Source organism: Methylobacter arcticus (assembly GCF_050917435.1).
In the GTDB taxonomy this organism is placed as follows: Bacteria; Pseudomonadota; Gammaproteobacteria; order Methylococcales; family Methylomonadaceae; genus Methylobacter_A; species Methylobacter_A titanis.
Genome location: NZ_CP159583.1, coordinates 2,701,210 through 2,727,777 on the forward strand (window position 1 = coordinate 2,701,210; position 26,568 = coordinate 2,727,777).

Consider the following 26,568-nt stretch of genomic DNA (forward strand, 5'->3'; position numbering starts at 1 on the left):
CCTATTCCAGCCACACCTTATAGGTTTTACTGCCATCGTTAAAAATGAACAGTTGCTGGGGGGTAATGCCGTTGGCACGGAGAGAATAACTCAATTGTTTGAGGTCGATTTTTCCCGAACGGATGATGCGTTCCAATACATTTTCCGGAATAAGATGCTCCAAATCCAGTGCCGCTTCGGCGGGCATAGCAAGCGAAACACGCTGCTCACCGCCATCGGTGACGCACACGCAAAGTTTGCTTGCCTGCTGATCAAAGCTCAGCGCCGTAGCGGTAGCTTCCTGCTCAATTACCGGTAACTCATAAGCCATTGCCTGCTGAATAAGTTCCCGGCCAACCGCTTGTTGCAATAGCGGCCACCACGGCAAATTAATATCCAGCTGTTGTAATTGCTGGATAAGCCCCTGAAAAGCGCGCATCAGTAAAAACAGGTCGGAAGGCCCGGCCGACCGAAACCACCAGCGATAATCACCCAGCAGATCGTTAAAGGCTGGGCCTAGCCGCCACTGATCCGGACTAAACGGATGGCTGACTAAAAAAGGCCGGAATAATATCTGGCATAAAGCAGGCAATGAGCCGCTGATCGGCGCAAGTTTTTTGCTGTCGAAGCCCAGCGCTGAAAAGCAATCCAGCGGTTTGATGGCGCTTCGTTCGCGACAGCCGACAATCAATTTAAGGAGCGCCAGCCGGCGTTGTTCAGCAATAGTAATCGTGCAACCGTAATCAAGCAAGGTCACTAGTGGCCGACCATTTTCGTCATGACTATAAAAAATATTGCCGGGATGCGGGTCTCCATGCACTTCGCCGGCAACAAACAGGCTTTTAAATAGCGTCAGCATCAGCGTCTGCGCGATAGAGCGACGATCCTGCTCTGACCAGTCGCTGATTTTGTCGATCAGCACGCCCTGTGCCCGGCTTTGCACCAGCACACCTTCGCTGCATAAATCCTTATAGACTTCGGGAACTCGCAATCCTGCAACCTGTACAGCCCTGCCGAAATAGTCCTGCCGCTGAGCTTCCGAGCGGTAATCGAGTTCGCGATGCATATTGTCGCGCAGGCTTCTTTTATAAGCATCAAGATCAAAACCCCAGCGGCTAACCGGCCCAATACCGGGCAGCAAGCCGACCAAACGCAATTCGGCATCGACCGCATCGCTAATATCGGGATAGCGGATTTTGACCGCCACCTCGTCACCGTTTTTAAGCTCTGCAAGATGCACTTGTCCGAGTGAGGCTGCTGCGATGGCAGGCTCTATGGAGCGGAAAACACTTTTGATCTTTTTTCCGAATGCTGTTTCAAGCAGCGGAATCAGGGTTTTTAACGGCAAAGGCTCTATGCCTTCGACCAGTGCTTGAAACGGCGTCGAGCCATCGTTGCCCGCAAACAACTGACCGACTTTCATGGTAATGCCGCGCGCATCGGCAAACAGTCCGACAAGCGCCTGTTTGGCGAGTAAGCGTTCGATCTCGTTTTGAGTACGTTGCAGTTTTTTTGCCGCCAGTCCGATCCGAAAAAATTGCAGGCTGCGTTTTGCTGTTTGGAAGATAGTCACTTTTTTGGGTTTATCTGCTTCCATGGCGTCACTGCCATAGACGGACTAGCGGGAGCATTTGAACAGAAACTTACGGTTTCGCCATCAGTTTCCAGTTCATAACCGTAAGTTTGTGTACTGATCTCCAATAAAAACTGGAGTTAAATCCGGCCTTCTTCAATAGCTTTGTAATAAGTTCGCCTACCTATACCAACTTCAGAAACCGCTTTGCTAACGCTAGTGCCATTGTCGACAAGCTTTTGCACTTGCTGCAGCTTGGCTTCATTAATCGGCTTACGGCCTTTATATTTTCCATCCGCTTTAGCAATATCAATACCTTCCCTTTGGCGTTCCAACATAATTCCCCTTTCAAATTCAGCAATAGCAGCCAGCATAGTGAGCATCAATTGTCCGGTTGGAGATTTAGTGTCTAAATTAATGTTGAGGACTTCAAAGTCAGCACCTTTCTTTTTTATCGCTTCGGCTATGTTCAACAAATCCTTGGTTGACCGTGCTAACCGATCTAACTTTGTTACCGTAACGGTATCACCTTTACGAATGTAAGCTAATAACTTTTTTAACTCGGGACGATCAGTATTACTTCCTGATACTTTTTCCTTGAAAATTTCATGGCAACCCGCCTTGTTAAGCAATTCCAACTGGGCAGCCATATTTTGCTCAGTTGTGGATACTCGGCAATAGCCGATTTTTGATGAAGTCATGTTGTTTTGGCTGCTTTGCGCATATAGAATATGTGCAGATTATAAGCTGTGCATTTATTATAATTCAACTTCAAATACACAAAATATCGCCTTCTTTTCGTGCGCAGTTAGGCCAAGATTCAAATGCACAGCTTATGGAAAGATTAAATCAATTAATGTACCGGAAAATTAGGGAAAACTGTGCAAGCGCTACTTATGTTTCTAAGTAATTTGCACAAATCAACGAGTGCCGTTAACTATGACTACCAATGAAGAGTTCCTAAACCAACGGCAACGCTACCAGCCCATCAAGCTACCGCAGGATTTTTCAGATGAAGAAATGGCCAGGGACTGGACACTTTCTGATGCTGACAAAAAAGAACTCAGTAAATATCGAAAGAATTCCCGGATATTTATTGCCATCCAGTTATGCGCGTTACGCTTGTATGGCCGGTTTATGGCCGAGGTAAACGGCCTGTCACCCCGTATTGTCAACTATCTGAATAACCAATTGGGTTTGCCACCTTCGCTTACCCTGCCAACACTGGATCGTGAGGCAACATTTTCTGAGTACCGAAAAAATATTCTGAATTATCTGGGTTTTTCCAAATACGACGATGAAGCCCAGGCTCGATTGCAAAAATGGTTGGAACAACAAGCTTTACAAGCAAATCTGCCCGACGAGCTATTCTTACGGGCCGAACGCTATCTATTGGCCGAGCGTGTCGAATTGCCTGGCGCCAGTGTGTTAGAGCGGCTGGTAATCAGCGTCTGCGCAGAAACGCACGAACAGTTATTTGAAGTTTTGGGCGACAGGCTTACACCAGAACTGAGAACAGCTATTGATAACTTATTGGTCGTACAATCCGGTGACCAACGTTCATTATTTTACCAGCTAAAAGAATATCCGCCGTCAGCCACGATCTCGTCCATCCAAAGTTACCTGGAACGATACCGAACACTTGAAGAGACAGGTATTGGTAAGCTTGAAGCACAGTGCGTCGACCCCGCTTTTATCGATTATCTTTACAAACTTGCCGTCCGCTACAACGCAAGAGACATCAAGCGTTTCAAGGAACCCAAACGCTATGCCATGATGGCCTGTTTTCTTCTGGAAACCCGTAAGGGTTTACTGGATTCCCTGGTCAAGATGCACGACCAGTTCATCATGGACATGCTACGAAAAGCGAAGCACATTTATGAAATGAAACACCGTGAGTTTCGTAAGCGTCATAAAAAAGCCCTTGATACGGTGCTCGATACCACCCAGTTAATTATCGATTGGCCGGACGACAAACCCTTGCATAAAACTGATCTATGGCAACAGGTTAGCGAGAAGCAGTTGCTGGAATCCATTAGCGATCTGCATAGCTTCAAGCGCCTAGAAGAGCGTGGGTATGGCGATATTTTGTTGGGGCGTTACCCCAGCTTACGCAAATATTTTGCTGAATTTATTCAGTTGCCGTTTGCCGTAAAATCCGGCACAGAACCGTTAATGAATGTGATTAACCTTGTCCGTCAGTTGGATGCCGGTATTCTCAAGAAGATTCCCGATAATGCCCCGACAGGATTTATTCCGCAAGAGCTTCGCCGCTCATACAAGGATAAGGACGGCAATATAAAGCGCAATGCCTGGGAACTGGGGCTTGCGATAGCCATGAAAGAGGCGCTTCGCTCTGGCGATTTGTATCTGCCGCAAAGTAAACAGCATGTGTCGTTCTGGGATCTCATGCTGGATGAGCGTTACTGGCAAGCGAACCGAGAGGCTACGTACGAAGCGCCTCAGCAGCCTTATCAGGATGCTGTTAAATCAACACTGACATTGCAATTCCATCAGGCCGTTAGTAAAGCTGAAAAATGCTTTGGCCCAGATATGTTTGCAGAAATCAAGGATGGCAAGTTGAAGCTGAAAAAAGACGACAAAGCCGAAATCCCCGATGCCGTCATCAGGCTGCAGAAAGTCATTGATGCCAGTCTGCCACCTATTCGAATTGAGCAGTTGCTGATGGAAGTAGATCGACTAACTGGGTTTAGCCGACACTTCATTCCCCTACAGAAACACCAGTCCAGACCGGCAGATTTTTACAAAACCCTGATTGCTGCGATGATCTCACAAGCAACCAATCTGGGTGTGGTCGCCATGAGTGCCAGTGTCAAAGGTGTTACCGTGGATATGTTGAGACACGTCTTACAATTTTATGTGCGTGAGGAAACCAACAAAAATGCCAGTGCCGAAATTGTCAATCAGCATCATCAGTTGCCATTCAGCGAGATTCATGGCTCTGGTACGCTATCGTCATCCGATGCCCAGCGTTTCAAGATTAGGGCAGACAGCCTGCTAGCCTCTTATTATCCGAGGTACTACGGATATTATGAGAAAGCGATCGGAATTTACACCCATGTGTCCGATCAATATGCCGTGTACAGCACCAAGGCTATATCCTGTAGCCCCAGAGAAGCGTTGTACGTCTTGGATGGCTTACTGGAAAACAATTCTATCCTGAAAATCCGTGAGCACACGACGGATACCCACGGTTATACCGAAATCGTGTTTGCCTTGTGTTACCTGCTGGGTTATTACTTCATGCCTAGAATCCGCGACCTAAAAGATCAACAGCTCTACAAAGTAGATCGAAACGTCAATCACGGCATCTTCAACCCCTTGCTTAACAAAACTGCCGATATTGATATTGTTGAAGAGCAATGGGAAGCGATGATCCATGTTGCCCAGTCTCTTAAGGAGCGAACGGCTCCAGCGCATGTGATTGTCCAGCGCCTAACCAACAGTTTTCCGGCAGACCGGCTTTCGAGGGCTTTTACCAATCTGGGGCGGATCATTAAAACTGAATATATCCTGCGGTATATCACGGACAAGCCTCTTCGCCAAACCGTGCAATTACAACTCAACAAAGGGGAATACCGGCACAAGCTGCCACGATGGGTTTTCTTTGCCAACCAAGGTGAGTTTACCACCGGTGATTACGAAGAAATCATGAATAAGGCAAGTTGCCTGAGCTTGGTGTCAAATGCGATCTTGTACTGGAATACTTCCAGGATTAGCGATATCGTGGAAGGCTTGAGAAACCAAGGGGAAATAGTGGACGACGAAACCCTTACTCATATTTCTCTATTGCCATACAAACACGTACTTCCGAACGGAACTTATTTTATCGAAGATGAGTGAATGCGTATTTTTGATCAAACCTGCCGCGTTTACTAATTCCAAAACAGCCATTGGAGATCATGGTTACCAATCGGCAGCCGTCGGCCATCAAGAGACCGTCGCCAGATTTCGGTGAGAGGCAGCATAACTGCAAAAACCGGTCATTCAAAGTTGCTTTTACTATATCATTTCACATGAGCGACAGGCACGGTGAAGTCAATGTGACTATACTAATCCGGACACGCGACTTTAAATATTTTGAAAAGAGAAAGTGTATCCAAGATGAGTCGAAAATTCGGGGTGTCGCTATTTTTGCTGCTTGTTTTGGGCAACAAAACACAGCCGAAAACTGTAATAGGGTACAGCCTTAACTGACACCCCCACCCATAGCTTGGTACAGAGCTGCACTATCGACGAGGCGCTGTGCCTGAGCCGCGATCAGGTTGATGCTGGTCTGTTGCGCCGCTTGTTGCGCGATAAGTTGCTGAACGTAACTGGCCGCACCCAGTGCATATTGCCTCTGCACGGATTGCAAAGAGCCTTGAGCCGCAGTATCGGCGGCGGCCAATGCTGCCAATGCCTGGGCATCGTTCTCCAGTGCGCGCAGGACATCGGCCACATTGCGCAGGGATTCGAGCACGACGCTTTGGTAATTTGCCGCCGCCGCATCGAACGCGGCCAATGCCGCGCGCTTTTCGGCGGGAAGCGCGGGATTAAAGAGTGGCTGGGTAAGTTGTCCAAGAACGTTCCATATTGCCGAACCGGGTCCGAACAATGCGCCTGCAATCAAGGTCTGCGTAGCTAGATTGGCGCTGAGATTGAGTTGCGGATACAGCTTGGCGATAGCGCTGCCATATTCGGCGTTGGCGGCGTGTAACAGCGCTTCTGCGCCACGGATGTCGGGGCGGCGGCGCACCAACTCGGAAGGTACGACCAGCGGCAAAGCGGATGGCAGGGTGAATTCCTCCAGGGTGAAAGTGGGCAAGCTTCCATCTTCCGGCGCACGGCCAGTGAGCGTGGCCAACAGATGTTCATTCTGCTGACCCTGTTTGCGCAACAAAGGAAGTCCGGCACGAACCTGCTCCACTTGGGTTTGCAGTGCCAACACCTCATCCGGTGCGCCCTGGCCAAGCCGCACGCGCTCTTTGGTAATGTGTAATTGTTCATCCTGAGCGCGAAGAATGGCCGCCGTAGACTGAATCTGTGCCGCAAGCCTGGATTGGGTGACAGCGGCGGTAACGATGTTGCCCGCCAAGGTCAGCTGCGCACCTTCCAATTCGTGGCGGCGATACTCGGTTTGGGCGGCTAGGGCTTCCAATGCGCGGCGGTTACCACCTGCAAGGTCGAGTTGGTAATGTACGTTAACACCAGCGTTAAACAAACTGAATTCCCGCGCCTTGCCGTCTTGCCCCAATACGATGGGATTAAAGCGTTGTCGTTGTGCGCTGAAACCCGCATCGACTTGAGGATAAGTCATAGCCCCTTCCTGCGCCACATAGATTTCCTGCGCCTGTCGTAATGTGGCTCGTGCAGAAGCCAGGGTTGGACTAGCATGAAAGGCCTTCTCGATCAGTGCATTGAGTTTGGGCGAAGCCAGATCACGCCACCACTGTGCGCTCACGCTCGCGCCGATCCTGAAGTGCTGCGCATCCCCCAAAGCCGTGGGTGCGGATGCCGATTGTGCTGGTAAAGGCGCCGCTGTATAGCCGGGCATATCGGGGGCGGCCGGTGGTTTGAAATCAGGCCCTACGGTACAACCCGTCAGCAACCCGGCAAGAATCAAGGCTGTATATGTCAGAACAGCGATATGATTGGTCTTCGTGCTATCAGTGCCGAGACTGTGCATCTCTTCAACGTTGTCCATAAAAATGTTCCACGAACAATTTACGGAAGCTCTGATGGCAAGCCAGACAACCGCTTTGAAGAGTTGCAAAGGCTGCGATCACGCCTTGTCCATCATTGCGAGCGGCAACTTGCTCCAGTGCACGTGCAGCCTGGTGCGTTATTTCATCATGACTTTCGAACGTGTCCATATCGGTGCCAATGAAACTTAGGATACGCATCTTCTCGATGACTGGCGGTTCCGGATGTTCGGCGACCTGTGGTGCAATTTTGGCGACCAAAGCCCAATCTTCACGAGAAATAGCGTCAGTGATGGCCTGCATGTTTTTGCCGAGTTCTTGCATGATCTGTTGCAGCGCCAATGGCTTACTTTCAGTATCGCCATCGGCCCAAGCAGGCGAACAGATGCCGACTAGAAATACGCCGACTGCAATCGCTTTAAAGAGATTTCTAAAGGAGTTTTGGTGTGTCATAAAAAGCGCCTTAAATTGAATTGTTTACTCACTCGAACCCCCGTCCTTCGCCGACTTCCTCATGTGTCACGCCATCGCGGATATGGTAGATGCGCTTGAAGGTGGGTATGATTTTTTCGTCGTGGGTGACCACGATGATGGCGGTCTCGAACTGACGTGCCATATGATTGAGGATGCGGATAACGGCCATGGCCCTCTCGCTATCGAGCGGCGCGGTGGGCTCGTCGGCCAGAATCACCGGCGGGTGATTGACCAATCCGCGAGCAATCGCTACGCGCTGCTGCTCGCCGCCTGAAAGTTTTGATGGCATGGCGCGAGCACGGTGTTGCACATCCAGCGCAGTGAGCAACTCCAGCGCTTTCGCGCGCGCTTCGCCATTGGGAATGCCTGCCAACATCGGCAGTAACGCGACGTTGTCTGTCACATCGAGAAACGGAATCAGGTAGGGCGCCTGAAATATGAAGCCTATTTTGTCCCGCCTCAAGGCACGCAAGTCGCGGACTTTCCAGCCGTCGTCAAAAATCACCTCATCTCCCAGTATCATGCGGCCGGCAGTCGGGTCGATCACCGCCCCCAGACATTTGAGCAGGGTACTCTTGCCGGAGCCCGAAGGCCCGATGAGTCCTACCACTTCACCCGGCGCAACCTGCATGTCCACGCCTTTCAAGGCATAAACAGCGGTATCGCCATCGCCGTAGCGTTTCTTTAGACCTTCTAGACGAATACCTTTGCCGCTCATCTTAGCCTCCTATGGCTTCCGCCGGATCGACCTGGAGCGCCATGCGAATAGCAACGAGGCTGGCCAACGCACAGATCAGCAGCACGGCAAAAAAACCTGCGACGGAATCTAGCGGCATTAATAACACATACTTGGGAAAGATCGGCACCCAGAAAGTAGCAGTGATTTTACCCACCACAAAACCGATGATGCCAAGCGCAAGCGACTGTTGCATGATCATGGCGGCAATGGTGCGATTCTTGGTGCCAATTAGCTTAAGCACCGCGATTTCCCGAATTTTTCCCAAGGTCAAGGTATAGATGATGAAGGCAACAATGGCCGCGCTGACTATGCCCAGAATCACCAAAAATAAGGCGATCTGCCTAGCCGATTTAGCGATTACCTTGTCCATCAAAATCGACTCCATCTGGGTACGGGTATAAACCTGTAGGCGCTTCCAGCGGCGCATAGGCTCGGCTACATTCTCAGGGGGTGTGTCGGGTTTGAGCTTGACCAGTATCGCATTGACAGTGGCATTGGCACTTTGCGAGGCGTTCACCGCTGCGAGTAGATCGGGAATTCCCGGCCGATTGAAGGCCGGATTTTCGGCATTGCGCCGGCGCTGCTGGGTCAGGGCATCATTGTCTTTTAGAAATTGGGCTTCTTGTGCGTCTTTAAGCGGGATGAAAAGCATCGGGTCACCGTTATAAGACACTGTGCGTTTGGACAACCCGACGACCGTATACAGATTGCGACGAATTCTGATGCACTCGCCAAGCTGAAATCCGCTGGAAATATCGGCAACGGCTTCATAGTGACTACGGGTGATATGTCGGCCGGCAACCAGATGTCGGGGCTGGCCCGGGGTGCCCGGCTTGCCAGCGGTGATGCCGACCACCATGGTGCTGACATCCTGCCCGTGATGGCCGACCTGCATAATCAGATAGGTGACATTAGCGGCGTATTCTACCCCCGGCATATCCAGCAAGCTGCGATAGAGATCATCGTACAAACTGGAGGATTCGGCATAAGGGCCCTGAGTGCCCTGCTGCACCACCCACAGGTCTGCACCGGTGTTGTCCAGCATCACCCGTGCATCGTCTACCATGCCCCGATAGATACCGGCCATGCTTAAGGTTACCCCGACCAATAAGCCTAAACCTATACCGGTGAACACAAACTTGCCCCAGGAATGAAGAATATCGCGCCCCGCCAAGCTGATCATCGCGCACTCCCCGGTATACGCTCAACCACATCGATTCGGCTGTGCGAAGTCAGCGCCTTGTTGCTATAGACCACCACCTTATCGTCGGCCTTCAATCCTTCACGTATTTGCACGTAGCCATCAAGATCGGAAGCCCCATACTTGATGGGGGTAAAATGCAGATCGCCATCCCTGACTTGCCAGACACCCACCTGATCATGCTCACGGTGGATGGCTGCGTTGGAAATTACGGGGGCTGCCGGGAGTGCCGGTAAATCGACCGTGACTTCTGCCAGCTCACCCACGGGCGGTAACGGCTCGGGTTGAGTTTCGAAATTTACCTTGGCCAGCATTTCCTCGGTGATTGCGTCGGCCTTGGGCTCCACCCGCAGTAAGCGGCCGGCCAACGCTTGCCCGTTACGCGAGCGCAATACAATGTGGGCCGGCAGTCCAGCGGCGAGTCCTGTCGCACTGATCTGATCGAAACGCACGTTGAGCCATAAACTTTTGGGATCAATCAGTTCCACCACCGTTTGGCCTGCGACGACGGTTGTGCCTGGATCGGCATCGCGGGAGCTGACCAAACCGTCAACCGGCGCAATCAGCCGCAGATTACTTCGCTGCGCAATCAAAGCCTCCCGATCGGACTGAGCCCGAGCGACATCTTCAAGCGCTGCTGAAACTACAGCATTCGCAATCTGCAATTCCTGTCGTTTAATGGCGAGGATTTCCTCGCTGGTTGAGCGCACTGCAAGCAATTGCTCATACCGGTGCGCCTGCGTTTGTGCATAGACTTGCCTGGCCTTGGCTTCGCGTAATGCCGCTTCGGCATGCTTGTATGCCGAAGCCTGCGAGCGGACGCGATCATCGAGATCGACCGGCTCCATCTCGCCGAGCACTTGGCCGGCCTGTACCCGATCACCCACATGCACTGCCAGCCGTTGCACGCGACCGGCAACCGTGGGTCCGATCTTGTAGGTATAGCGCGCCTCTACGGTGCCGATACCGAATAATGCCGGGGTAATTGACTTAGCCTCCACGGTTTCGACCGTCACGGCCACAGGCGCTAACGGGCCGGATCGCAAGCCGACATAAATAAAAACTGCAAGCAACGGAATGACAACCGCCAGGAGCGCCAAGGTACGTTTTTGTAGAGGTAAGCGTTTCATTGCGTACTCCGGATACCACGTCGATAAATTGCAAACACCCGTGGCGCATCGTGGCGAATACGCTCCACGTTGCCGGCCAGTAGCGATTGCATGACCAAGCCTTGGATAGTGCCGATAAAAAGAGTGGCCGCAGCTTCGGTATCGAGCTCGGCAGGCAGCTCGCCGCAGGCCTTGCCCGCCTCGATTAGCCGATGCAGGCGTTCCGCATAGCGCTGAATTAGCGACTGCACTATACGCTTGGGCGCTGTCTGTTCGGCTCGTTGCAATTCGCCAAACATCATCCGTGGCACCCCTGGATGCTCGGCGACGAACTCGACATGGCTCATAAACATAGCCTGCATCGCGGCCAGAGGCGAGTCAATTCCTTGCGCGGCGCAATCAATCCGAGCCAAGAGACGTTCCGCTACCCACTCCATGACGGCCTGCCAAATGGCATCCTTGGTCGGAAAATGACGAAACAACGCGCCCTGGGTCAGATTCATATGCTTGGCAATAGCGGCAGTTGTGATTTCACTGGGATTTTGCGAACCCGCCAGCTCAACCACTGCCTCGACAGTCACGGCACGCCGTTCATCGGCAGGAAGATGCTTTACATGAGTATTCAAAGTCGCTCCTACAAAAGATAGTAATTAATTACTATCTTAACAGGAGATGCGAATTATGCAAGAGAAGTAGTATGCACGGTAACGTACAATAGCTATGACGGTCTGATTGGTTTGAGTGTACGCATTTTCCGAATTCTGCGATGTCACCTCTTAGCGTACGATTTTATCCATTTTGACAACGGGCACCTATTAGCATTGGGCAGATCAAAGAGTTACATTGCATCAACCATGTAAACGAACTTCTCATTTTGAACTTAATGACATTTATTTGGATTTAGGCCGTTAGTGCCAGTTGATTGGATAGAATCGACTGGCAGATTTTCGTAGGTGAACCGGACGGTCAGGTATTAGATGCCGATGACCGCTGTGGGTCGTTACCTGATAGCCGGGCTATTTGAAATGTATAATTGCCAGCGGCCGCTTTAGAGAGTTTTCGCATGGTCGAATTTTGTTGGAACCGTAAGTTTCTGTTCAAATGCTCCCGCCAGTCCTAGACTTAAGAAAAGCACAGGCTAACAAGGATCGACGTTAATCCCAGCGATTGTCTCTGACCTGTACTTTACCGTTTTCGATTCTGACCGGAAAGCAGTCGATGTCCTCATAGGCGGGCGGGGACGTTACTGCGCCGGTTTTTACGCAAAAACGAGCGCCATGGCGGGGGCAGATGATTTCATCGCCTTCCAGTATGCCGCTGGCGATTTCAGCGCCGTCATGGGTACAAACATCTTCAATCGCATAAAATGCGTCGTCGATTTTAAAAATCGCGACATCGGTACCATCGACCTCTATGACGATGTTCTCGCCATTCGCCAAGGCATTTTGATCTACTACATCTATCCAGTCTGACATTTTTTATCCGTTATCGTTGTATGTTAAATCTGGCGACCCGCGATGTGTCTTTCGTCCTTCGCCTGGAAGCCTGAACCTTTTTATTATCCTTTCAAATAAACATCATAACGCAACAACTTACCCTGAAAACTTTGACTGGGCTTGCCGCCCAAAGGTTCGGCATAATCGGGACTTTTGACCACCACGCGCTTCCCGGCGGCTTTTAAGGCGGCCTCAAAAAGTTGCTCCTTATCCTGATCGTCGCCCAGCAGATCGCGCAATACCATCATCGATTTTTTGGGCAGTGCCGATTTTTTGCGTTTGGGCGGAAACATAGGGTCAAGATAAATGCAATCGGGAGCGCTTTCCAATTCGGCCAACAGCTCGATGGCATTACCCTGCAGCAAGCTGGGAGGCTCAAGATTAAGCCGCAGCATCCAGTCCAGTTGCGCCAGTCGGGCAAAGCCGTCTGTCAGCAGTTCCGCCATAACAGGAGAACGTTCAATACACAGTAGCTCATAGCCCATGCGAAAGATATGCAAGCTGTCCTGAGCCCAGCCGGTAGTCGCATCGATAACGGTTCTGGTTTTGCGGCCAAGCGCCTGAGCTAAAGCGCCGTCTTTCGGCGCAGGCCATGAACGCTGCTCACCATTACGCGGCTCTATATCGACGACCAAACCGCCTTTTTGAAGGGGCGACCGGCCGGTCGCCCCTACTGTGTCGAGCAGTTTTAAACAGCCGTCCCGCCAGCTTAAAAAATAATCTTCCTGGCTATCAATATCGAACGATTGATACAGCGGAACACCCAACCTTTCCGCAAGCTGCTGGAACGGGAGAACATCGCCCTGCCCCTGGTAAAGTACGGCCAACTTTATCGCCAGGGATGGTGTGTATGCCGCAAGCGTGTCGGGAACAGGCGCGGCAATCGCCAGGGGTGGTGTGCATGCCGCAAGCCTGTCGGGAACAGGCGCGGCGCCGGCGTGTTTTTGCGATGAAATTTTCGTACTCAATGATTACTCTGTCGAAATCGATTTTTGTTCATTTTTCAATGCCGCATCCAACGTGTGCCAGGCCAAGGTCGCACATTTAACCCGCGCCGGATATTCCCGAACTCCGGCTAATACCGCCAGTTTTCCGACCGCTTCAAGATTAAAGTTTTCATCTTTACCGGTGGTCATTTCATGGAATTTTTTAAACAAATTCTCGGCTTCCTGTTCGGTTTTGCCTTTGACTATCTCGGTCATTAACGAAACCGAGGCCGTCGAAATAGCGCAACCTGAACCCTGAAAACTGGCATCGGTAATTCTATCGCCGTCCATTTTCAAATATAAGGTCAGGCGGTCGCCGCACAGCGGATTAAAACCTTCCACTTTTCGGTCGGCATTTTCCATGACGTGGAAATTGCGCGGGTTACGATTGTGGTCGAAAATGACCTCTTGATAGAGGTCGCGTAAATCATCAAACATATTTATTCTCTTGCGTGGTTATTCAGTATAGAAATGGGGATAAAGCTCTTCTGAACTGATATAGCGGCTTGCTTGGCGCATAATGGCTTTACAGGTTCCGGTATCCAATTGGGTATGATTCGGAATGGTCAGAATTTGTTTTTGACTATAAACGATTCGTTCCAATTTAATATGACTACCTCGCTGAGAAACAATAACAAAATCAAACTGCATCAAAATAGCTAATACTTGTTTGGCTGTTAAGCGCTTTAACTTTGGCACACAGCTTCCATTTCATAATTCACTACAATGGGTGGATTAGGCGCAAATCCTAAGGCGGCTAAATCTTCACCTTCTAAATGCAGGCTTATCGCTTCACGCAAATTTAGCGTCACTTCATCGAGTGTTTGCCCTTGAGTAACAATAGGCAATTCGACACATTCAGCAACAAAGCCTGATTCTTCGCCTGTATGAATATATGCTTTGATAGTGTAATACATTAGCCAAATACCTCAATCAAGGACTCTATGCCTTTTATTAAAACGTCAATTTCTGCTTTGGTGTTATACAGGGCAAAGGATGCTCTTGCCGTCGCAGGGACTTCAAAAAAATCCATGACCGGCATCGCGCAATGATGCCCTGCCCTGATCGCAATCCCCAAGCTATCCAGCATGGTGCCAATATCATGGGGGTGTATCTTATCCAACACAAAAGACAAAATCGCACCTTTATGCTCCGCCTCGCCGATAATTCTAAGCCCTTTAATTTTCTTAGCTTTTTCAGTGGCATAGGCCAGCAACTCGGCTTCATAAGCGGCGATATTATCCATGCCGATGGCATTCAGATAATCAATGGCCGCACCCAAACCGACTACATCGGCAATACTGGGCGTACCTGCCTCAAACTTGTAAGGCAGCGTATTATATTCGGTTTCTTCAAAAGTGACCTTGCGGATCATATCCCCGCCGCCCTGATACGGAGGCATAGCTTCCAGCAATGCCTGCTTGCCATATAACACGCCTATGCCGGAAGGCCCATAGAGTTTATGGCCGGAAAAAACATAAAAATCGCAATCCAGATCCTGCACGTCCACCGTCATGTGCGGAATAGCCTGTGCGCCATCCAGCAACACCGGAATGCCTTTGGCATGAGCCGCTGCGATAATTTTTTTAACCGGATTAATCGTGCCCAACGCGTTGGACATGTGTACGACGGAAACCAACTTGGTTTTATCGCTGATCAGTTTTTCAAACTCAGCATAGATCAACTCGCCTTGCAGATTAATCGGTGCAACTTTTAAGATTGCGCCGGTCTGCTCGCACAGCATTTGCCAGGGCACGATATTGGAATGATGCTCCATTGCGGTAATCAAAATTTCGTCACCGGCCTTGATATTGGCTTTGCCGTAAGTCTGCGCGACCAGGTTGATGGCTTCGGTAGCGCCTCTGACAAAAATAATTTCTTTTTCGCTGGCCGCATTGATGAAGTCTTTAACCTTGGTACGCGCGCCTTCATACTTATCGGTAGAGCGTATGCTTAAGGTATGTACGCCGCGATGCACATTGGCGTAATCATGGCTGTATAAATGTACGATGCTGTCGATAACCGCCTGCGGCTTTTGGCAGGTGGCGGCGTTATCCAGATAAACCAGCGGTTTGTTGCGTATAAGTTCAGCCAATATCGGAAAATCGGCGCGAATTTTATTGATGTCTAAACTTGTCGTCATAACCATTCCTTGTTCACGCCTTGCTGCGGGAAGCGCGCCAATACCTGCTCTAAAACCCTGTCGTGCAAACTTTTAATCTTGATCTTATCGACCATTTCGTTGGCAAACGCAAAGGTCAGCATGTTACGCGCGGTTTCTTCGTCAACGCAGCGCGATTGCAGGTAAAAAATGGATTTTTCATCCAGCTGCCCGACCGTCACGCCATGTCCGCATTTTACGTCATCGGCATAAATTTCCAACTGCGGCTTGGTGTCTACTTCGGCATCATCCGATAACAGCAAGTTGCGGTTATTCATTTGCGAATCGGTTTTTTGGGCGTCTTCAGCCACAATCACCCGCCCCTGAAACACGCCTCTGGCCCTGTCATCCAGCACGCCTTTGTACAGCTCGCGACTGATCGCGTGAGGTTTCAAGTGATTGATGCGGGTATGGTTATCGATATGCTGACGCTTGACGCCCAAGTACAAACCATTCAGTTCGCACGCTGACGCATGATCCAGATCGACATGAATATCGCTGCGCGCCAGCAAGCCGCCAAAGGCAAAATTGTGATGGGTAAAGCGCGCGTCCCGAGCCTGCTTAATATAACTGCCGCCAAAATGATAAGCTTTTTCGGACTCGCTTTGTAGCTTATACAGGGTCACATCGGCATTCTGCCCGACAAAAACCTCGGTGACTGCGGCTGTCAAGTAGGCGCTGTCAGAACCGACATACGTCTCTATCACTTTAACTTCGGCCATGTCGTCAGCAATAATGATATTGCGGGTGGTCGCCATTTGATCGACGCCGGTCACAATATGCAAAACCTGTATCGGTCTGTCCAAAATCAGTTTGGCAGGCACATGCACAAACAAACCGTCGGTAAACCACGCGGTATTGAAAGCAATGAAACTGTGCTCTGATTGATCGGCGGCCAGGCCTAAATATTTTTCCACTTTGTCCGGCTGTTTTGCCAAGGCATCCGCCATGCTCGTCACTGAAACAGCTTCAGGCAGACCGTCTAAAACCGAAAGCTCGGATGAAAAATGGCCGTTCACTAAAACCAAGACCCAGGCATCTTCCAGTTGAACCGATTTCAGCCACTCGGCATCGACATCATCGACGCTTAAACTTATCGACGGCGAAAACAGCTTCTTTTCAATACCGGACACGTTGGTGTAGCGCCATTCTTCTTCACGCGGCGATGGAAAGCCATGCGCTGAGAATTCCGTCAATGCCTGAGCTCTTAACGCCTGCAACCAAGGCAAATTTTGCCCCGGCAATGCCGATGCTATGGTTTGATATTCAGCCGCATAACGGCTTGCTGTTGCCGTATTCATTACGCTACCGCCTCTTCGACCCAACCGTAACCTTTTTCTTCCAACTCTAATGCCAAATCGGCACCGCCGGATTTGACGATCTGGCCGTGCGCCAAAACGTGGACAAAATCCGGTTTGATGTAATCCAGCAAGCGCTGATAATGCGTGACCATCACAAACGAACGTTCCGGTGAACGCAAGGAATTAACGCCTTCCGAAACGATTTTTAACGCGTCTATATCCAGACCCGAATCGGTTTCATCCATGATGCACAATTTAGGTTCCAGGATAGCCATTTGCAGGATTTCATTACGTTTCTTTTCGCCGCCGGAGAAGCCTTCGTTAACCGCACGGTAAAGAAATTTCTCATCCATTTCCAACAAGCGCACTTTATCTTTAACCAGCGTTAAAAAATCCATCGCATCGACTTCAGGCTGACCGTTATGCTTGCGTATAGAATTCAGCGCCGCTTTCAGCAAATAAATATTACTGACGCCGGGGATTTCCACCGGATATTGGAATGCCAAGAACACGCCTTCGCGCGCCCTGATTTCAGGGGCCATCTCCAGCAAGTCTTTACCCTGATAAGTCGCCGAGCCTTCGGTTACGGTATAACCGCCCTTGCCCGACAACACATGCGACAAGGTGCTTTTACCGGAACCGTTCGGCCCCATAATCGCGTGAATTTCACCGGCCTTAATCTCAAGGTTAATGCCTTTAAGAATAGGCTTGTCGCCAACGCTGACGTGAAGATTTTTTATGCTGAGCATACTTAGTTACCTGACTGGTCTAATTTGAAAACGTGTTCGACTTGCGACTGCTCTAACAATGCCAGGCATTGACATTTTATAGCGTCGCAAATACTGTGTAAGGGTAAATGGCTTAAATTTTTTATATTAAATGGATTCTGTAACTCAATACCGATTCTGTCTAATGACAACAATGGATAAGCGACTAGAAAAAAAATAAATACCGTAATAAATCCCGCCTGTTCTATTAAAGAAAAGGGCAACAATAATAAAAAAAGTAAAATAAACCGCCTGGTCTTAATAGCATAAACCAATGGCATTGGCGTTTTTAAGATTCTTTCACAGCCGCCAATTTGATCAATCAGCAAAATCCGCTGTCCTTCCAACGCCCAAAACCCAAAACCATCTATATGCTGATGTCCGGACCGTGCTTTTTGTAACAAAAAAGCCATTTTGCTGGCGACAAACAGCGGCATATGTTCAGCAGACTTTAGCTCGTTAAGTTCCTGTTCGCTCAGCACACCGGCCAAATCATCAAAATTCTTGGTATTCCGCAAAGACTCTTTCGCTGCGGCAGAAAAGGCTATCGTCCACTTCACCATTGCTTCCCGCCAGGCAGGATCTTGAGACCCATAGTGCAATGCCTCAATGACTATATTTCTGCTCTGGTTAACAATGCCTCCCCATAATTTGCGTGCCTCCCACCAGCGCTCGTGGCCTGCATTGGTTCGAAACACCAGCACCAACCCCAGTACAACCCCCGTATATTCAAACGGGGTCACATCAAGATGTGGCAAAGGTCACCAATATTGATCAAGCAGCACTAATAATAAAGGATAACAAGACATTATCAGCAAAGTGGGCAACACAATTGGGGTAACAGAGCCTCGCCACATTAGGGCGCCACGAAAAAAACCTGGCGATTCAACCTGATTACTATGCAAATGTACTGACTTTGCCATTTTGATAACTCTCATTAGTTAAACTAACTAACCGACCGAACCTTCCAGACTCAACCCCAACAACGCCTGAGCCTCTACCGCAAACTCCATCGGCAGCTCCCTGAATACTTCCTTACAAAAACCGTTAACGATCATCGACACGGCATCTTCCGCCGACAGTCCGCGTTGCTGGCAAAAGAACAGCTGGTCTTCGCTGATCTTGGACGTCGTCGCTTCATGTTCGACCTGAGCCGATGGCTGCTTGACTTCCACATAAGGGAAAGTATGCGCGCCGCATTTATCGCCGATTAACAGGGAATCGCACTGGGTATAGTTACGGGCGTTTTCCGCGCTTTTCAACACCTTGACCAAACCGCGATAAGTGTTCTGCGCATGACCGGCTGAAATCCCTTTGGAAATAATGGTGCTGCTGGTGTTTTTGCCGATATGAATCATCTTGGTGCCGGTATCGGCCTGCTGATAATTATTGGTCAGCGCCACCGAATAAAACTCGCCGGTGGAATTATCGCCGGTCAGGATACAGCTTGGATATTTCCAGGTAATTGCCGAACCGGTTTCCACCTGCGTCCACGATACTTTGGAGTTCTCGCCGCGACAATCGGCGCGCTTGGTCACAAAGTTATAGATGCCGCCTTTGCCCTCTTTATCGCCGGGATACCAATTTTGCACGGTCGAATATTTGATGGTTGCATCTTTCATCGCGATTAACTCAACCACCGCCGCATGCAACTGATTTTCATCGCGCATCGGCGCGGTGCAACCTTCCAGATAACTGACATGACTGCCTTCGTCGGCGATAATCAAAGTCCGTTCAAACTGCCCGGTATTGGCGGCGTTGATCCTGAAATAGGTCGACAATTCCATAGGGCAGCGCACGCCTTTGGGAATATAGACAAACGACCCGTCGGTAAATACGGCTGCATTTAAAGCGGCAAAGTAATTGTCGGTAGGCGGCACCACCGAACCCAGATATTGCTTGATCAGTTCGGGATGTTCTCGCAAGGCTTCTGAAATCGGGCAAAAAATAACGCCAACATCGTTCAGCTTACCTTTAAACGTAGTCGCTACCGATACGCTGTCGAAAACCGCATCCACCGCAACACCGGCCAGACGCTCCTGTTCATCCAGCGGAATGCCCAATTTTTTGTAGGCTTCCAATACTTGCGGATCGATCTCATCCAAGCTTTGCGGCCCGTCTTCCTTGCGCTTAGGCGCCGAATAATAACTGATTGCCTGATAGTCGATAGGCTCGAACTTGACGAACGCCCATTCAGGCGGCTTCATAGTCTGCCAATGACGGAACGCTTTCAGCCGGTATTCCAGCATAAACTCAGGCTCGTTTTTAACCTTCGATAAGCGGTGAATAACCGCTTCATCAAGTCCCGGCGGGAAAGTATCGGTTTCCAGTTCAGTGACAAAACCCTGTTTGTAACCCTGACTGATTAAATTACTGATTTCTTGTGTGCTTGCTGACATAAAAACTTCCTATCGATATAAACTGCTGAGCGGAATCATCACTTCTTCCGGCACAGCAGCAGGTCTGGTTAAATCGGCCAACGTCACCGACTCTAACGCATTATGAATAGTCTGGTTAATCAAACCCCAGTTCCCCCGAATATCACAGCCCGAAGCCTGCTCGCAGCCCTGATGGGAAATACTGCATTCGGTCAGGGCAATCGGCCCTTCCAGAGCACTGATAACCGCCGCAACACTAATCTCTTCGGGCATTCTGGCTAAAATATAACCGCCTTTGGCTCCTCGTGTAGAAATCAACATCTTAGCGTTAACCAGCATCTTAAGAATTTTACTGACCGTAGGCAAAGCAATACCGGTTACCGCCGCTATTTCCATAGCGGCATGCACTTGTATTTCGTCTTTAGCCATAAAACTTAAAATGACCGTTGCATAATCAGTTAACTTACTCAACCGTAACATATGTTGCCCTCATCGATTGAGGACTATTTTAGTCCTATTTAATTACAGAGTAAAGTCGTTGGTAATTGTTATCTGAAATTCCAATATTTACTTTCCGTCTGCCGCATCCCCCGCACTGCCCAAGCGTTATTTTCAACATTAACCACAATCGCCCCGCTGTCGGCACTACTCAGCCATTTAGCATTGACTCGCCGATAGCGCGTTAAAACATCCTGATGCGGATGACCGAATTGATTGCGATAACCTGCCGGAATCAACACGTAGTCAGGTTGTACCGCACGCAAAAAACCGGCTGTCGATGACGTTTTGCTGCCGTGATGCGGGGCGACTAATACATTGGCTTTTAAAGCCTCGCCGTAAGTCTCGACCAGCCAGGATTCTGCTGTAGCTTCAATGTCGCCAGTCAACAATACCGTACCGTGTTTCGACTCGATTTTCAGTACGCAGGAATTGTCGTTTTCCGACACAAACGCCTGCTGCGGAGCCAGTATAGTGAACTTGACTTCATTCCATAGCCACGATTGCCCGGCCACGCACTCGGTTGGCGCATACTCGCTTAGCAATTGAGGAACGCTGGTCAACACCTTTTCAGTATCCATGCCGCGCATTAACGATACCGCGCCGCCGATATGATCATTATCGCCATGACTAATGATTAAGCTGTCGATTTTGGCTATGCCTTGCGCATGCAAAAAAGGCAGCAATACCCGTTGCCCCATGTCGCTGTCAGCAGAAAACCTCATACCGGTATCGTAAACCAGCAGATGATCAGTCGTTTGCACAACCACCGATAAACCTTGCCCGACATCCAGCAAAGTCATATTGATGTCGCCGGTTTCAGGTCGTTTTGTATCAGTAACGACTAACGGTAAAAACATCACCAAGCTTAGCCACCGCGCCGGAATGCCGATTGGAGCAAGTAACAGCAACGCACCCGGCACAGCAAAAAACAACGCCCAATACGAGGGTGACGCATGCGTTATCGATGCCATCGGGAGTTCCGCCAAATAATCCAATAGCCACCATAAACCTTGCAGCACATGATCTACCCAATAGAACAACTTGCCAGCCAGCATTGATGAAACAAACATGACCATGACTGCCAGCAGCGATAAGGGCACAACCAATAGACTGATGACCGGCACGGCAACCAAATTAGCCAGCGGCGCAATCAATGAAACCTGTTGAAAAAACAGCAATAACAACGGCGATAAACCCAGCGACGTGACCCAATGTATTTTTATTGCGCCCCAGAAATAGCCCAGCTTGCCCAGGCGCCCGGAAACGGCATAAACAATCACACTCACGGCCAGAAACGACAACCAGAATCCCGCGGCCAACACCGCTAACGGATCGAATATCAACACCGCGAATAGGGCGATGGCCAAGGTATTAAAGGGGCGACTGTTGCGTTGCAGAATAATAGCTGTCATCGCGATAGACACCATAACCACGGAGCGTTGGGTCGGCACGGAAAATCCAGCCAACCCTGAATAAAAAACGGCAACAAGCACCGCCGAAACCGCCGCAACTCTTTGCGGCGGCCACGCCAGCCATCCGGTCCAGGCCCACAATTTCAGCACCAAGAAATAAACCAGCCCGGCAACCAGACCGATATGCGAGCCGGAAATTACCACCAGATGAGTGGTGCCGGTTTTACGAAAAACCTCCCATTGCTGTTGAATGATACTGCTGCCATCACCAATAGTCAGCGCCTTTATCAGCGCAAAACTGCGGCTGTTGCCCAAAATCAGTGAGAGCTGATCGGCGATACTTTGCCGCCAGACGGAAATGCTGTTCCAGGCCGAATCGCGACCCAGCAAAACAGGCCTTTGATGCGGACGCACATAGCCGGTCGCACCGATGCCTTCGGTAAATAGCCAACGCTCATAATCAAAGCCGCCGGGATTCATGGTGCCGTGGATGCGCTTCAATTTAACCGTAAAAGCCCAATGCTGCCCCGCCTTGATTTGTTGATCTGGATAATACCAAGTTAATCTCAGCTTAGCGGGCAATTGTTGTGCAGGTTTGGGAATAGTTGCCACGTTTTCAAAGGCGACCCGCCGGTCGCCCCTACCGGCATACACCTCATCCCTGGGGATCGCCGCACCCGTTCCCGAGGGGTTCGCGGCATACACCTCATCCCTGGGGATAAAGTCGAAACGAACGCGCTTTTCGTCCTGTTCCGGTAAGTCGGCTACAGTACCGGTCACCCGAACTTCGACACCCTCTAATTGCTCAGGCAACTGGTCAGACAATCGGTGCATGGCAAACACTATCGCCCACAGAACGCCGACCACAAAAAATAGCCACTGCCAATAACGCAACCATGCAATAATGCCCGCCACTACGGCACCGACTATCAGCCATTTAATATCCGGCAACACCGGATACTGTTGAACTAACAGCAGTCCGGCTAAAAATGACAGGGCGGAAATAACCATTTAGCACCTTGGTGTTTTTTAGGCTAACAAAAACCTGATAAACTTAACTTAAGTGTAACCTTAATAATAAATAACGATGCCAAAAGAACTTATACAACAACTGATCAACAAGTTCATCCCTGATCCTGAGGTGATCAAACGACACAAGAGCCTTCAATTTCTTGGCGATAAACTGCACGACCCTAACCTTTGGCATTTAAACCGACGTTCTATTGCTATGGCTTTTGCCGTGGGTCTTTTTTGCGCCTGGATACCGACCCCCACGCAAATGGCCATTGCCGCTGCGGGGGCAATTCGTTACAGGGCGAATCTGCCTCTTTCCGTAGGACTGGTCTGGATAACCAACCCCATCACCATGCCGCCGCTGTTTTACTTTGCTTATAAAGTGGGACTCTGGTTTATGAACCAGCCAGCCAGCGCCGATGACTTCGAGTTTTCACTTAGCACCATGTTCTCAGGGCTTGGCGATATTTGGCAGCCTTTTCTGGTTGGTTGTTTAATTATGGGCATAGTCTCGTCCACCATCGGTTATTTCGGTATTCAATATTACTGGCAATATCATATAACCAAAAAATGGAAGGAACGAAAGGAAAAAAGGTTAAAGGTTAAAGGTTAAAGGGGTTAGCCTTGCACCTTGCACCTTGTATCTTTAACCTAATATAACCCCATCTTCCATGTGCAAAACCTTGCCCATTTTTGCGGCCAATTCATGATCATGGGTTACTACCAAAAAGCTGACATTCAGTTCCTGATTTAATTCCAGCATTAACTGATAAACTTGGTCAGCCGTTTTGCTATCCAGGTTTCCGGTCGGCTCATCCGCTAGAACCACACTTGGCTTATTAATTAGCGCCCTGGCCACTGTGGCACGCTGCCTTTCCCCTCCGGACAATTCACCGGGTTTGTGTTCAATTCGATGTCCAAGCCCTACCCGCTTCAATAACTCAGTCGCACGGACACTCGCCAGTTTTACCGACAATCCGCCAATCAACAAAGGCATCGCCACATTTTCCAATACGGTAAATTCGCCCAACAGATGATGCGATTGATAGATAAAGCCTAAGGATTTATTTCTTAATTTAGCTAATTGGCCGGAGCCAACTTCATTGAGATTAACACCATCCAAAACCACCTTGCCGCCGCTGGGTTTTTCAAGTCCGCCCAACAGATGCAGCAAGGTGCTTTTGCCTGAACCCGATGCGCCCATAATGGCGACACGCTCACCGACACCGATGCTTAAATCAACCCCTTTTAAAACCTCAACATTCAACCCGCCCTGGTCATAGCGCATGGTCAACTGCTGGCATTGCAAGATACTGGTATTATTCATATCTAAGAACTTCCGCTGGGTTTACTTTAGCTGCCTGCCAGGCAGGATAAATAGTTGCCAATAATGACAGGAAAAAGGCCATGCCCGCTATCGCATAAACATCCGACCAAACCAGTTTGGATGGTAATTCGCTGATGTAATACACATCCGCCGCCATAAACTGAATGTGAAATAATTTTTCAATCGCCGGAACAATGGTTTCAACATTCAAAGCCAGCAACACCCCGCCTACGGTTCCAAGTGCCGTGCCGACTATGCCGATAACCGCGCCCAACACCATAAAAATCCCCATCACCGAACCTGCGGTTAATCCTTGGGTTTTCAAAATAGCAATATCGCCACGCTTATCGGTAACCACCATCACCAAGGTCGAAACAATATTAAAAGCCGCCACCGCCACGATCAGCAACAGGATAATAAACATCACCCGTTTTTCCGTCTGTATCGCCCGAAAGAAATTACTGTGCGCCAGCGTCCAATCGCTGACCTGATAATCACCAGTTAAAGCCGTTGAAAGTTCGCCGGTTATTTTCGGGGCGTTAAACAAATCATCCAGTTTAATCCGAAGGCCTGAAACCGAACCTTCCAGGCGGAATAACTTGGCCGCATCATCAATATGAATCATCGCCATATTGCGGTCATATTCATACATGCCTACCTTAAAAATACCGACTACGGTAAACCGACGCATGCGCGGCACAATACCGGCCGGTGTCGAGTTAATCTGCGGACTGATAACGGTAATTTTTTCGCCCATGAAAACGCCCAGATAATTGGCTAACTCCACGCCTAAAACAATACCGTATTCGCCCGGAACCAGATCAGACAGCTTGCCCTCTTTCATCTTATCGGCGACTTCCGAGACTCTGGACTCGTATTCCGGCAAGATTCCGGTCAACATAGTGCCGCTGACACGCCGGTCGGCATTAATCATCACCTGTCCATTAATAAAAGGCGCCGTGCCTTCTACATGGGGATAATTTTTTAATTTCTGCTCCAGTTCCTGCCAATCATCCAACTGACCGTATTTTCCAGTGGCAGTCGCATGTGAGGTCATGCCGAGTATGCGCTCGCGTAATTCGGCTTCAAAGCCGTTCATCACCGACAACACGGTAATCAGCGCCGTAACGCCCAAAGCTATGCCCAGAACGGACGTTAAAGTAATAAAAGAAATGAACTGAGTTCGACGTTTAGCTCGCGTATAACGCAAGCCGATATAAAAAACGAGAGGTTTAAACATGAAGCCTACAAGGTAAAATTAAAAAATCAGGATTTTCTGCACTGAGCGCAAAAACCGTATAAATAAAGGCCGTGATCGGTTAATTCATAGCCCAGCTTTTGTGCAATTTCTTTTTGCCGGGTTTCAATAACCTCATCGGTAAACTCATCTACCTTGCCGCACTTCATACAGAGTATGTGATCATGATGAGTACCCGAATCCAGCTCAAAGACAGAGTTGCCGCCTTCAAAATGATGCCTGCTCACCAGACCCGCCGCTTCGAATTGGGTTAAAACGCGATACACCGTAGCCAAGCCGATTTCTTCATCCTCGCTCAGCAGAATTTTATAAACCTGTTCCGCAGTTAAATGGCGTTCATCAACCTGTTTTTCTAAAATTTGCAGAATCTTGATCCGAGGTAAAGTCACCTTCAAACCTGCATTCCTTAAATCATGGGGTTCCAACATTCATCTCCGGTTATGCCTTGCGTACAGGCAGCTTTATTATAGAACTGCGCGCATTGTAGCCTTTTTTTGGTAAGTTGCGCATGACAGTTTTATAGGATAATTCTTTAACATCCTGTATGATTTTGCATTTTCAACATATCCGCAAGCTCAAATGAGAAAGCCGCTTTTTGCTTTAACCCTACGTGGAAACCGCTACTCCTGCATCGCTGCAATTGCGGCAAGCCTAACACTCGCATCATGCACCACCATCCTGACCAACCTGCCCGGTGTTTATACCGTAGATGTCCAGCAAGGCAATATCGTTGATCAGGACATGATCGACCAACTCAGACCGAGCATGAACAAACGTCAAGTGCAATATATAATGGGTTCACCGATGCTAATTGATTTTTTTAATCAGCAACGTTGGGACTATCTGTATTCGGCGCAACTGGGCGGCGAAAGCAGACAACAAAAAAGAATTTCATTGTACTTTGATAACGACCAACTAATCGGCGTACAAGGTGATTTCAAACCTAGCGTTATTCCCGTAATCAAAACATCGGGTGAAACTACAGTCGATGTGCCGAAGCGTAATCTTGAAAAAACTCTGTGGGAAATGATCACTGGCCTGTTTGGCTACGATAGCACCGATGATGAACATGCGACAGATAGGTCTGATAAAAAACCATCGCCAGGACCAGCATCGGGGCAACTGCCGCTTTAGCTGTTTGTAGTCGGGTTACGCGTAAAGTGTTGAGTTACGGCTAGTGTCTAGGC

General features: G+C 49.4%; 26 protein-coding genes. 3 read left to right on the forward strand and 23 right to left on the reverse strand.

Annotation, left to right across the window (positions count from 1 at the left end):
• Position 1 precedes the first annotated feature (1 nt).
• Together ABXJ76_RS12865 and ABXJ76_RS12870 are read right to left on the reverse strand one after the other, a co-directional pair.
• Positions 2 to 1,576, reverse strand: a complete 1,575-nt coding sequence (locus ABXJ76_RS12865; RefSeq protein WP_432741022.1) for an ABC1 kinase family protein — start codon at positions 1,574 to 1,576, stop codon at positions 2 to 4.
• Positions 1,577 to 1,692: 116 nt separating this feature from the next.
• Positions 1,693 to 2,253 carry a recombinase family protein gene (locus tag ABXJ76_RS12870; RefSeq protein ID WP_432741024.1) on the reverse strand — a complete coding sequence of 187 codons (561 nt, stop codon included), beginning with the start codon at positions 2,251 to 2,253 and terminating at the stop codon, positions 1,693 to 1,695.
• Positions 2,254 to 2,491: 238 nt separating this feature from the next.
• Here ABXJ76_RS12870 and ABXJ76_RS12875 point away from each other — a divergent pair, with 238 nt between their 5' ends.
• Positions 2,492 to 5,416: a Tn3 family transposase gene (locus tag ABXJ76_RS12875; protein WP_432741026.1), complete on the forward strand. Its 2,925-nt coding sequence runs from the start codon at positions 2,492 to 2,494 to the stop codon at positions 5,414 to 5,416.
• A 346-nt stretch (positions 5,417 to 5,762) separates the two neighbouring features.
• Here ABXJ76_RS12875 and ABXJ76_RS12880 read toward each other — a convergent pair whose 3' ends face one another.
• From ABXJ76_RS12880 to ABXJ76_RS12965, 18 genes are all read right to left on the reverse strand, one after another.
• Complete coding sequence (locus tag ABXJ76_RS12880; RefSeq protein ID WP_432741027.1) at positions 5,763 to 7,259, reverse strand: efflux transporter outer membrane subunit; 1,497 nt, start codon at positions 7,257 to 7,259, stop codon at positions 5,763 to 5,765.
• Positions 7,246 to 7,710, reverse strand: a complete 465-nt coding sequence (locus tag ABXJ76_RS12885) for a cytochrome c (RefSeq protein WP_432741029.1) — start codon at positions 7,708 to 7,710, stop codon at positions 7,246 to 7,248. Before ABXJ76_RS12885 ends, ABXJ76_RS12880 begins: the two co-directional genes overlap by 14 nt.
• A gap of 28 nt (positions 7,711 to 7,738) precedes the next feature.
• On the reverse strand, positions 7,739 to 8,449 hold the full coding sequence (locus ABXJ76_RS12890) for an ABC transporter ATP-binding protein (protein WP_432741031.1): 711 nt from the start codon (positions 8,447 to 8,449) through the stop codon (positions 7,739 to 7,741).
• 1 nt (position 8,450) lies between these two features.
• Positions 8,451 to 9,653 (reverse strand): ABC transporter permease, encoded by a 1,203-nt coding sequence (locus ABXJ76_RS12895; RefSeq protein WP_432741033.1) that lies wholly within the window; start codon positions 9,651 to 9,653, stop codon positions 8,451 to 8,453.
• A complete protein-coding gene (locus tag ABXJ76_RS12900; RefSeq protein ID WP_432741034.1) occupies positions 9,650 to 10,801 on the reverse strand; it encodes an efflux RND transporter periplasmic adaptor subunit in 1,152 nt (383 codons plus the stop codon). Before ABXJ76_RS12900 ends, ABXJ76_RS12895 begins: the two co-directional genes overlap by 4 nt.
• On the reverse strand, positions 10,798 to 11,406 hold the full coding sequence (locus ABXJ76_RS12905) for a TetR/AcrR family transcriptional regulator (protein ID WP_432741036.1): 609 nt from the start codon (positions 11,404 to 11,406) through the stop codon (positions 10,798 to 10,800). The genes ABXJ76_RS12900 and ABXJ76_RS12905 overlap by 4 nt, the downstream gene beginning before the upstream one ends.
• Positions 11,407 to 11,934: 528 nt before the next feature.
• Positions 11,935 to 12,255 carry a non-heme iron oxygenase ferredoxin subunit gene (locus tag ABXJ76_RS12910; protein ID WP_432741038.1) on the reverse strand — a complete coding sequence of 107 codons (321 nt, stop codon included), beginning with the start codon at positions 12,253 to 12,255 and terminating at the stop codon, positions 11,935 to 11,937.
• Between the two features lie 83 nt (positions 12,256 to 12,338).
• Entirely contained in the window at positions 12,339 to 13,115 is a 777-nt protein-coding gene (locus ABXJ76_RS12915; protein ID WP_432746518.1) for a class I SAM-dependent methyltransferase, read from the reverse strand.
• A 132-nt stretch (positions 13,116 to 13,247) separates the two neighbouring features.
• The gene (sufU, locus tag ABXJ76_RS12920) at positions 13,248 to 13,700 is read right to left on the reverse strand and encodes a Fe-S cluster assembly sulfur transfer protein SufU (RefSeq protein ID WP_432741040.1); all 453 of its coding nucleotides are present in this window, start codon (positions 13,698 to 13,700) and stop codon (positions 13,248 to 13,250) included.
• Between the two features lie 18 nt (positions 13,701 to 13,718).
• On the reverse strand, positions 13,719 to 13,961 hold the full coding sequence (locus ABXJ76_RS12925) for a type II toxin-antitoxin system HicA family toxin (RefSeq protein ID WP_432741041.1): 243 nt from the start codon (positions 13,959 to 13,961) through the stop codon (positions 13,719 to 13,721).
• Positions 13,949 to 14,179 (reverse strand): type II toxin-antitoxin system HicB family antitoxin, encoded by a 231-nt coding sequence (locus ABXJ76_RS12930; RefSeq protein ID WP_432741042.1) that lies wholly within the window; start codon positions 14,177 to 14,179, stop codon positions 13,949 to 13,951. Before ABXJ76_RS12930 ends, ABXJ76_RS12925 begins: the two co-directional genes overlap by 13 nt.
• Positions 14,179 to 15,405, reverse strand: coding sequence for a SufS family cysteine desulfurase (locus ABXJ76_RS12935; protein WP_432741044.1), 1,227 nt, complete (start codon positions 15,403 to 15,405; stop codon positions 14,179 to 14,181). The genes ABXJ76_RS12930 and ABXJ76_RS12935 overlap by 1 nt, the downstream gene beginning before the upstream one ends.
• Positions 15,402 to 16,724: a Fe-S cluster assembly protein SufD gene (sufD, locus tag ABXJ76_RS12940; protein WP_432741046.1), complete on the reverse strand. Its 1,323-nt coding sequence runs from the start codon at positions 16,722 to 16,724 to the stop codon at positions 15,402 to 15,404. Before sufD ends, ABXJ76_RS12935 begins: the two co-directional genes overlap by 4 nt.
• Positions 16,724 to 17,473: a Fe-S cluster assembly ATPase SufC gene (gene sufC, locus ABXJ76_RS12945; RefSeq protein WP_432741048.1), complete on the reverse strand. Its 750-nt coding sequence runs from the start codon at positions 17,471 to 17,473 to the stop codon at positions 16,724 to 16,726. Before sufC ends, sufD begins: the two co-directional genes overlap by 1 nt.
• Positions 17,474 to 17,475: 2 nt before the next feature.
• Complete coding sequence (locus ABXJ76_RS12950) at positions 17,476 to 18,249, reverse strand: bestrophin family protein (RefSeq protein ID WP_432741050.1); 774 nt, start codon at positions 18,247 to 18,249, stop codon at positions 17,476 to 17,478.
• A 192-nt stretch (positions 18,250 to 18,441) separates the two neighbouring features.
• Positions 18,442 to 19,890 carry a Fe-S cluster assembly protein SufB gene (gene sufB, locus ABXJ76_RS12955; protein WP_432741052.1) on the reverse strand — a complete coding sequence of 483 codons (1,449 nt, stop codon included), beginning with the start codon at positions 19,888 to 19,890 and terminating at the stop codon, positions 18,442 to 18,444.
• Positions 19,891 to 19,899: 9 nt separating this feature from the next.
• Positions 19,900 to 20,349: an SUF system Fe-S cluster assembly regulator gene (locus tag ABXJ76_RS12960; RefSeq protein WP_432741054.1), complete on the reverse strand. Its 450-nt coding sequence runs from the start codon at positions 20,347 to 20,349 to the stop codon at positions 19,900 to 19,902.
• Between the two features lie 68 nt (positions 20,350 to 20,417).
• Positions 20,418 to 22,793 (reverse strand): DNA internalization-related competence protein ComEC/Rec2, encoded by a 2,376-nt coding sequence (locus tag ABXJ76_RS12965; RefSeq protein ID WP_432741055.1) that lies wholly within the window; start codon positions 22,791 to 22,793, stop codon positions 20,418 to 20,420.
• A 76-nt stretch (positions 22,794 to 22,869) separates the two neighbouring features.
• Between ABXJ76_RS12965 and ABXJ76_RS12970 the strand changes: the two genes are divergently transcribed.
• Positions 22,870 to 23,409 carry a DUF2062 domain-containing protein gene (locus ABXJ76_RS12970; protein ID WP_432741056.1) on the forward strand — a complete coding sequence of 180 codons (540 nt, stop codon included), beginning with the start codon at positions 22,870 to 22,872 and terminating at the stop codon, positions 23,407 to 23,409.
• A gap of 33 nt (positions 23,410 to 23,442) precedes the next feature.
• Here ABXJ76_RS12970 and lolD read toward each other — a convergent pair whose 3' ends face one another.
• From lolD to fur, 3 genes are read right to left on the reverse strand one after another with little or no spacing between them, the layout of a single operon-like run.
• Positions 23,443 to 24,123, reverse strand: coding sequence for a lipoprotein-releasing ABC transporter ATP-binding protein LolD (lolD, locus tag ABXJ76_RS12975; protein WP_432741058.1), 681 nt, complete (start codon positions 24,121 to 24,123; stop codon positions 23,443 to 23,445).
• On the reverse strand, positions 24,116 to 25,363 hold the full coding sequence (locus tag ABXJ76_RS12980) for a lipoprotein-releasing ABC transporter permease subunit (protein WP_432741060.1): 1,248 nt from the start codon (positions 25,361 to 25,363) through the stop codon (positions 24,116 to 24,118). The genes lolD and ABXJ76_RS12980 overlap by 8 nt, the downstream gene beginning before the upstream one ends.
• A gap of 26 nt (positions 25,364 to 25,389) precedes the next feature.
• Positions 25,390 to 25,806 carry a ferric iron uptake transcriptional regulator gene (gene fur / locus ABXJ76_RS12985; protein ID WP_432746520.1) on the reverse strand — a complete coding sequence of 139 codons (417 nt, stop codon included), beginning with the start codon at positions 25,804 to 25,806 and terminating at the stop codon, positions 25,390 to 25,392.
• Positions 25,807 to 25,960: 154 nt separating this feature from the next.
• On the opposite strand from fur, the gene ABXJ76_RS12990 reads away from it, so the two are divergent.
• Complete coding sequence (locus ABXJ76_RS12990) at positions 25,961 to 26,515, forward strand: outer membrane protein assembly factor BamE (protein WP_432741061.1); 555 nt, start codon at positions 25,961 to 25,963, stop codon at positions 26,513 to 26,515.
• Positions 26,516 to 26,568: the final 53 nt, after the last annotated feature.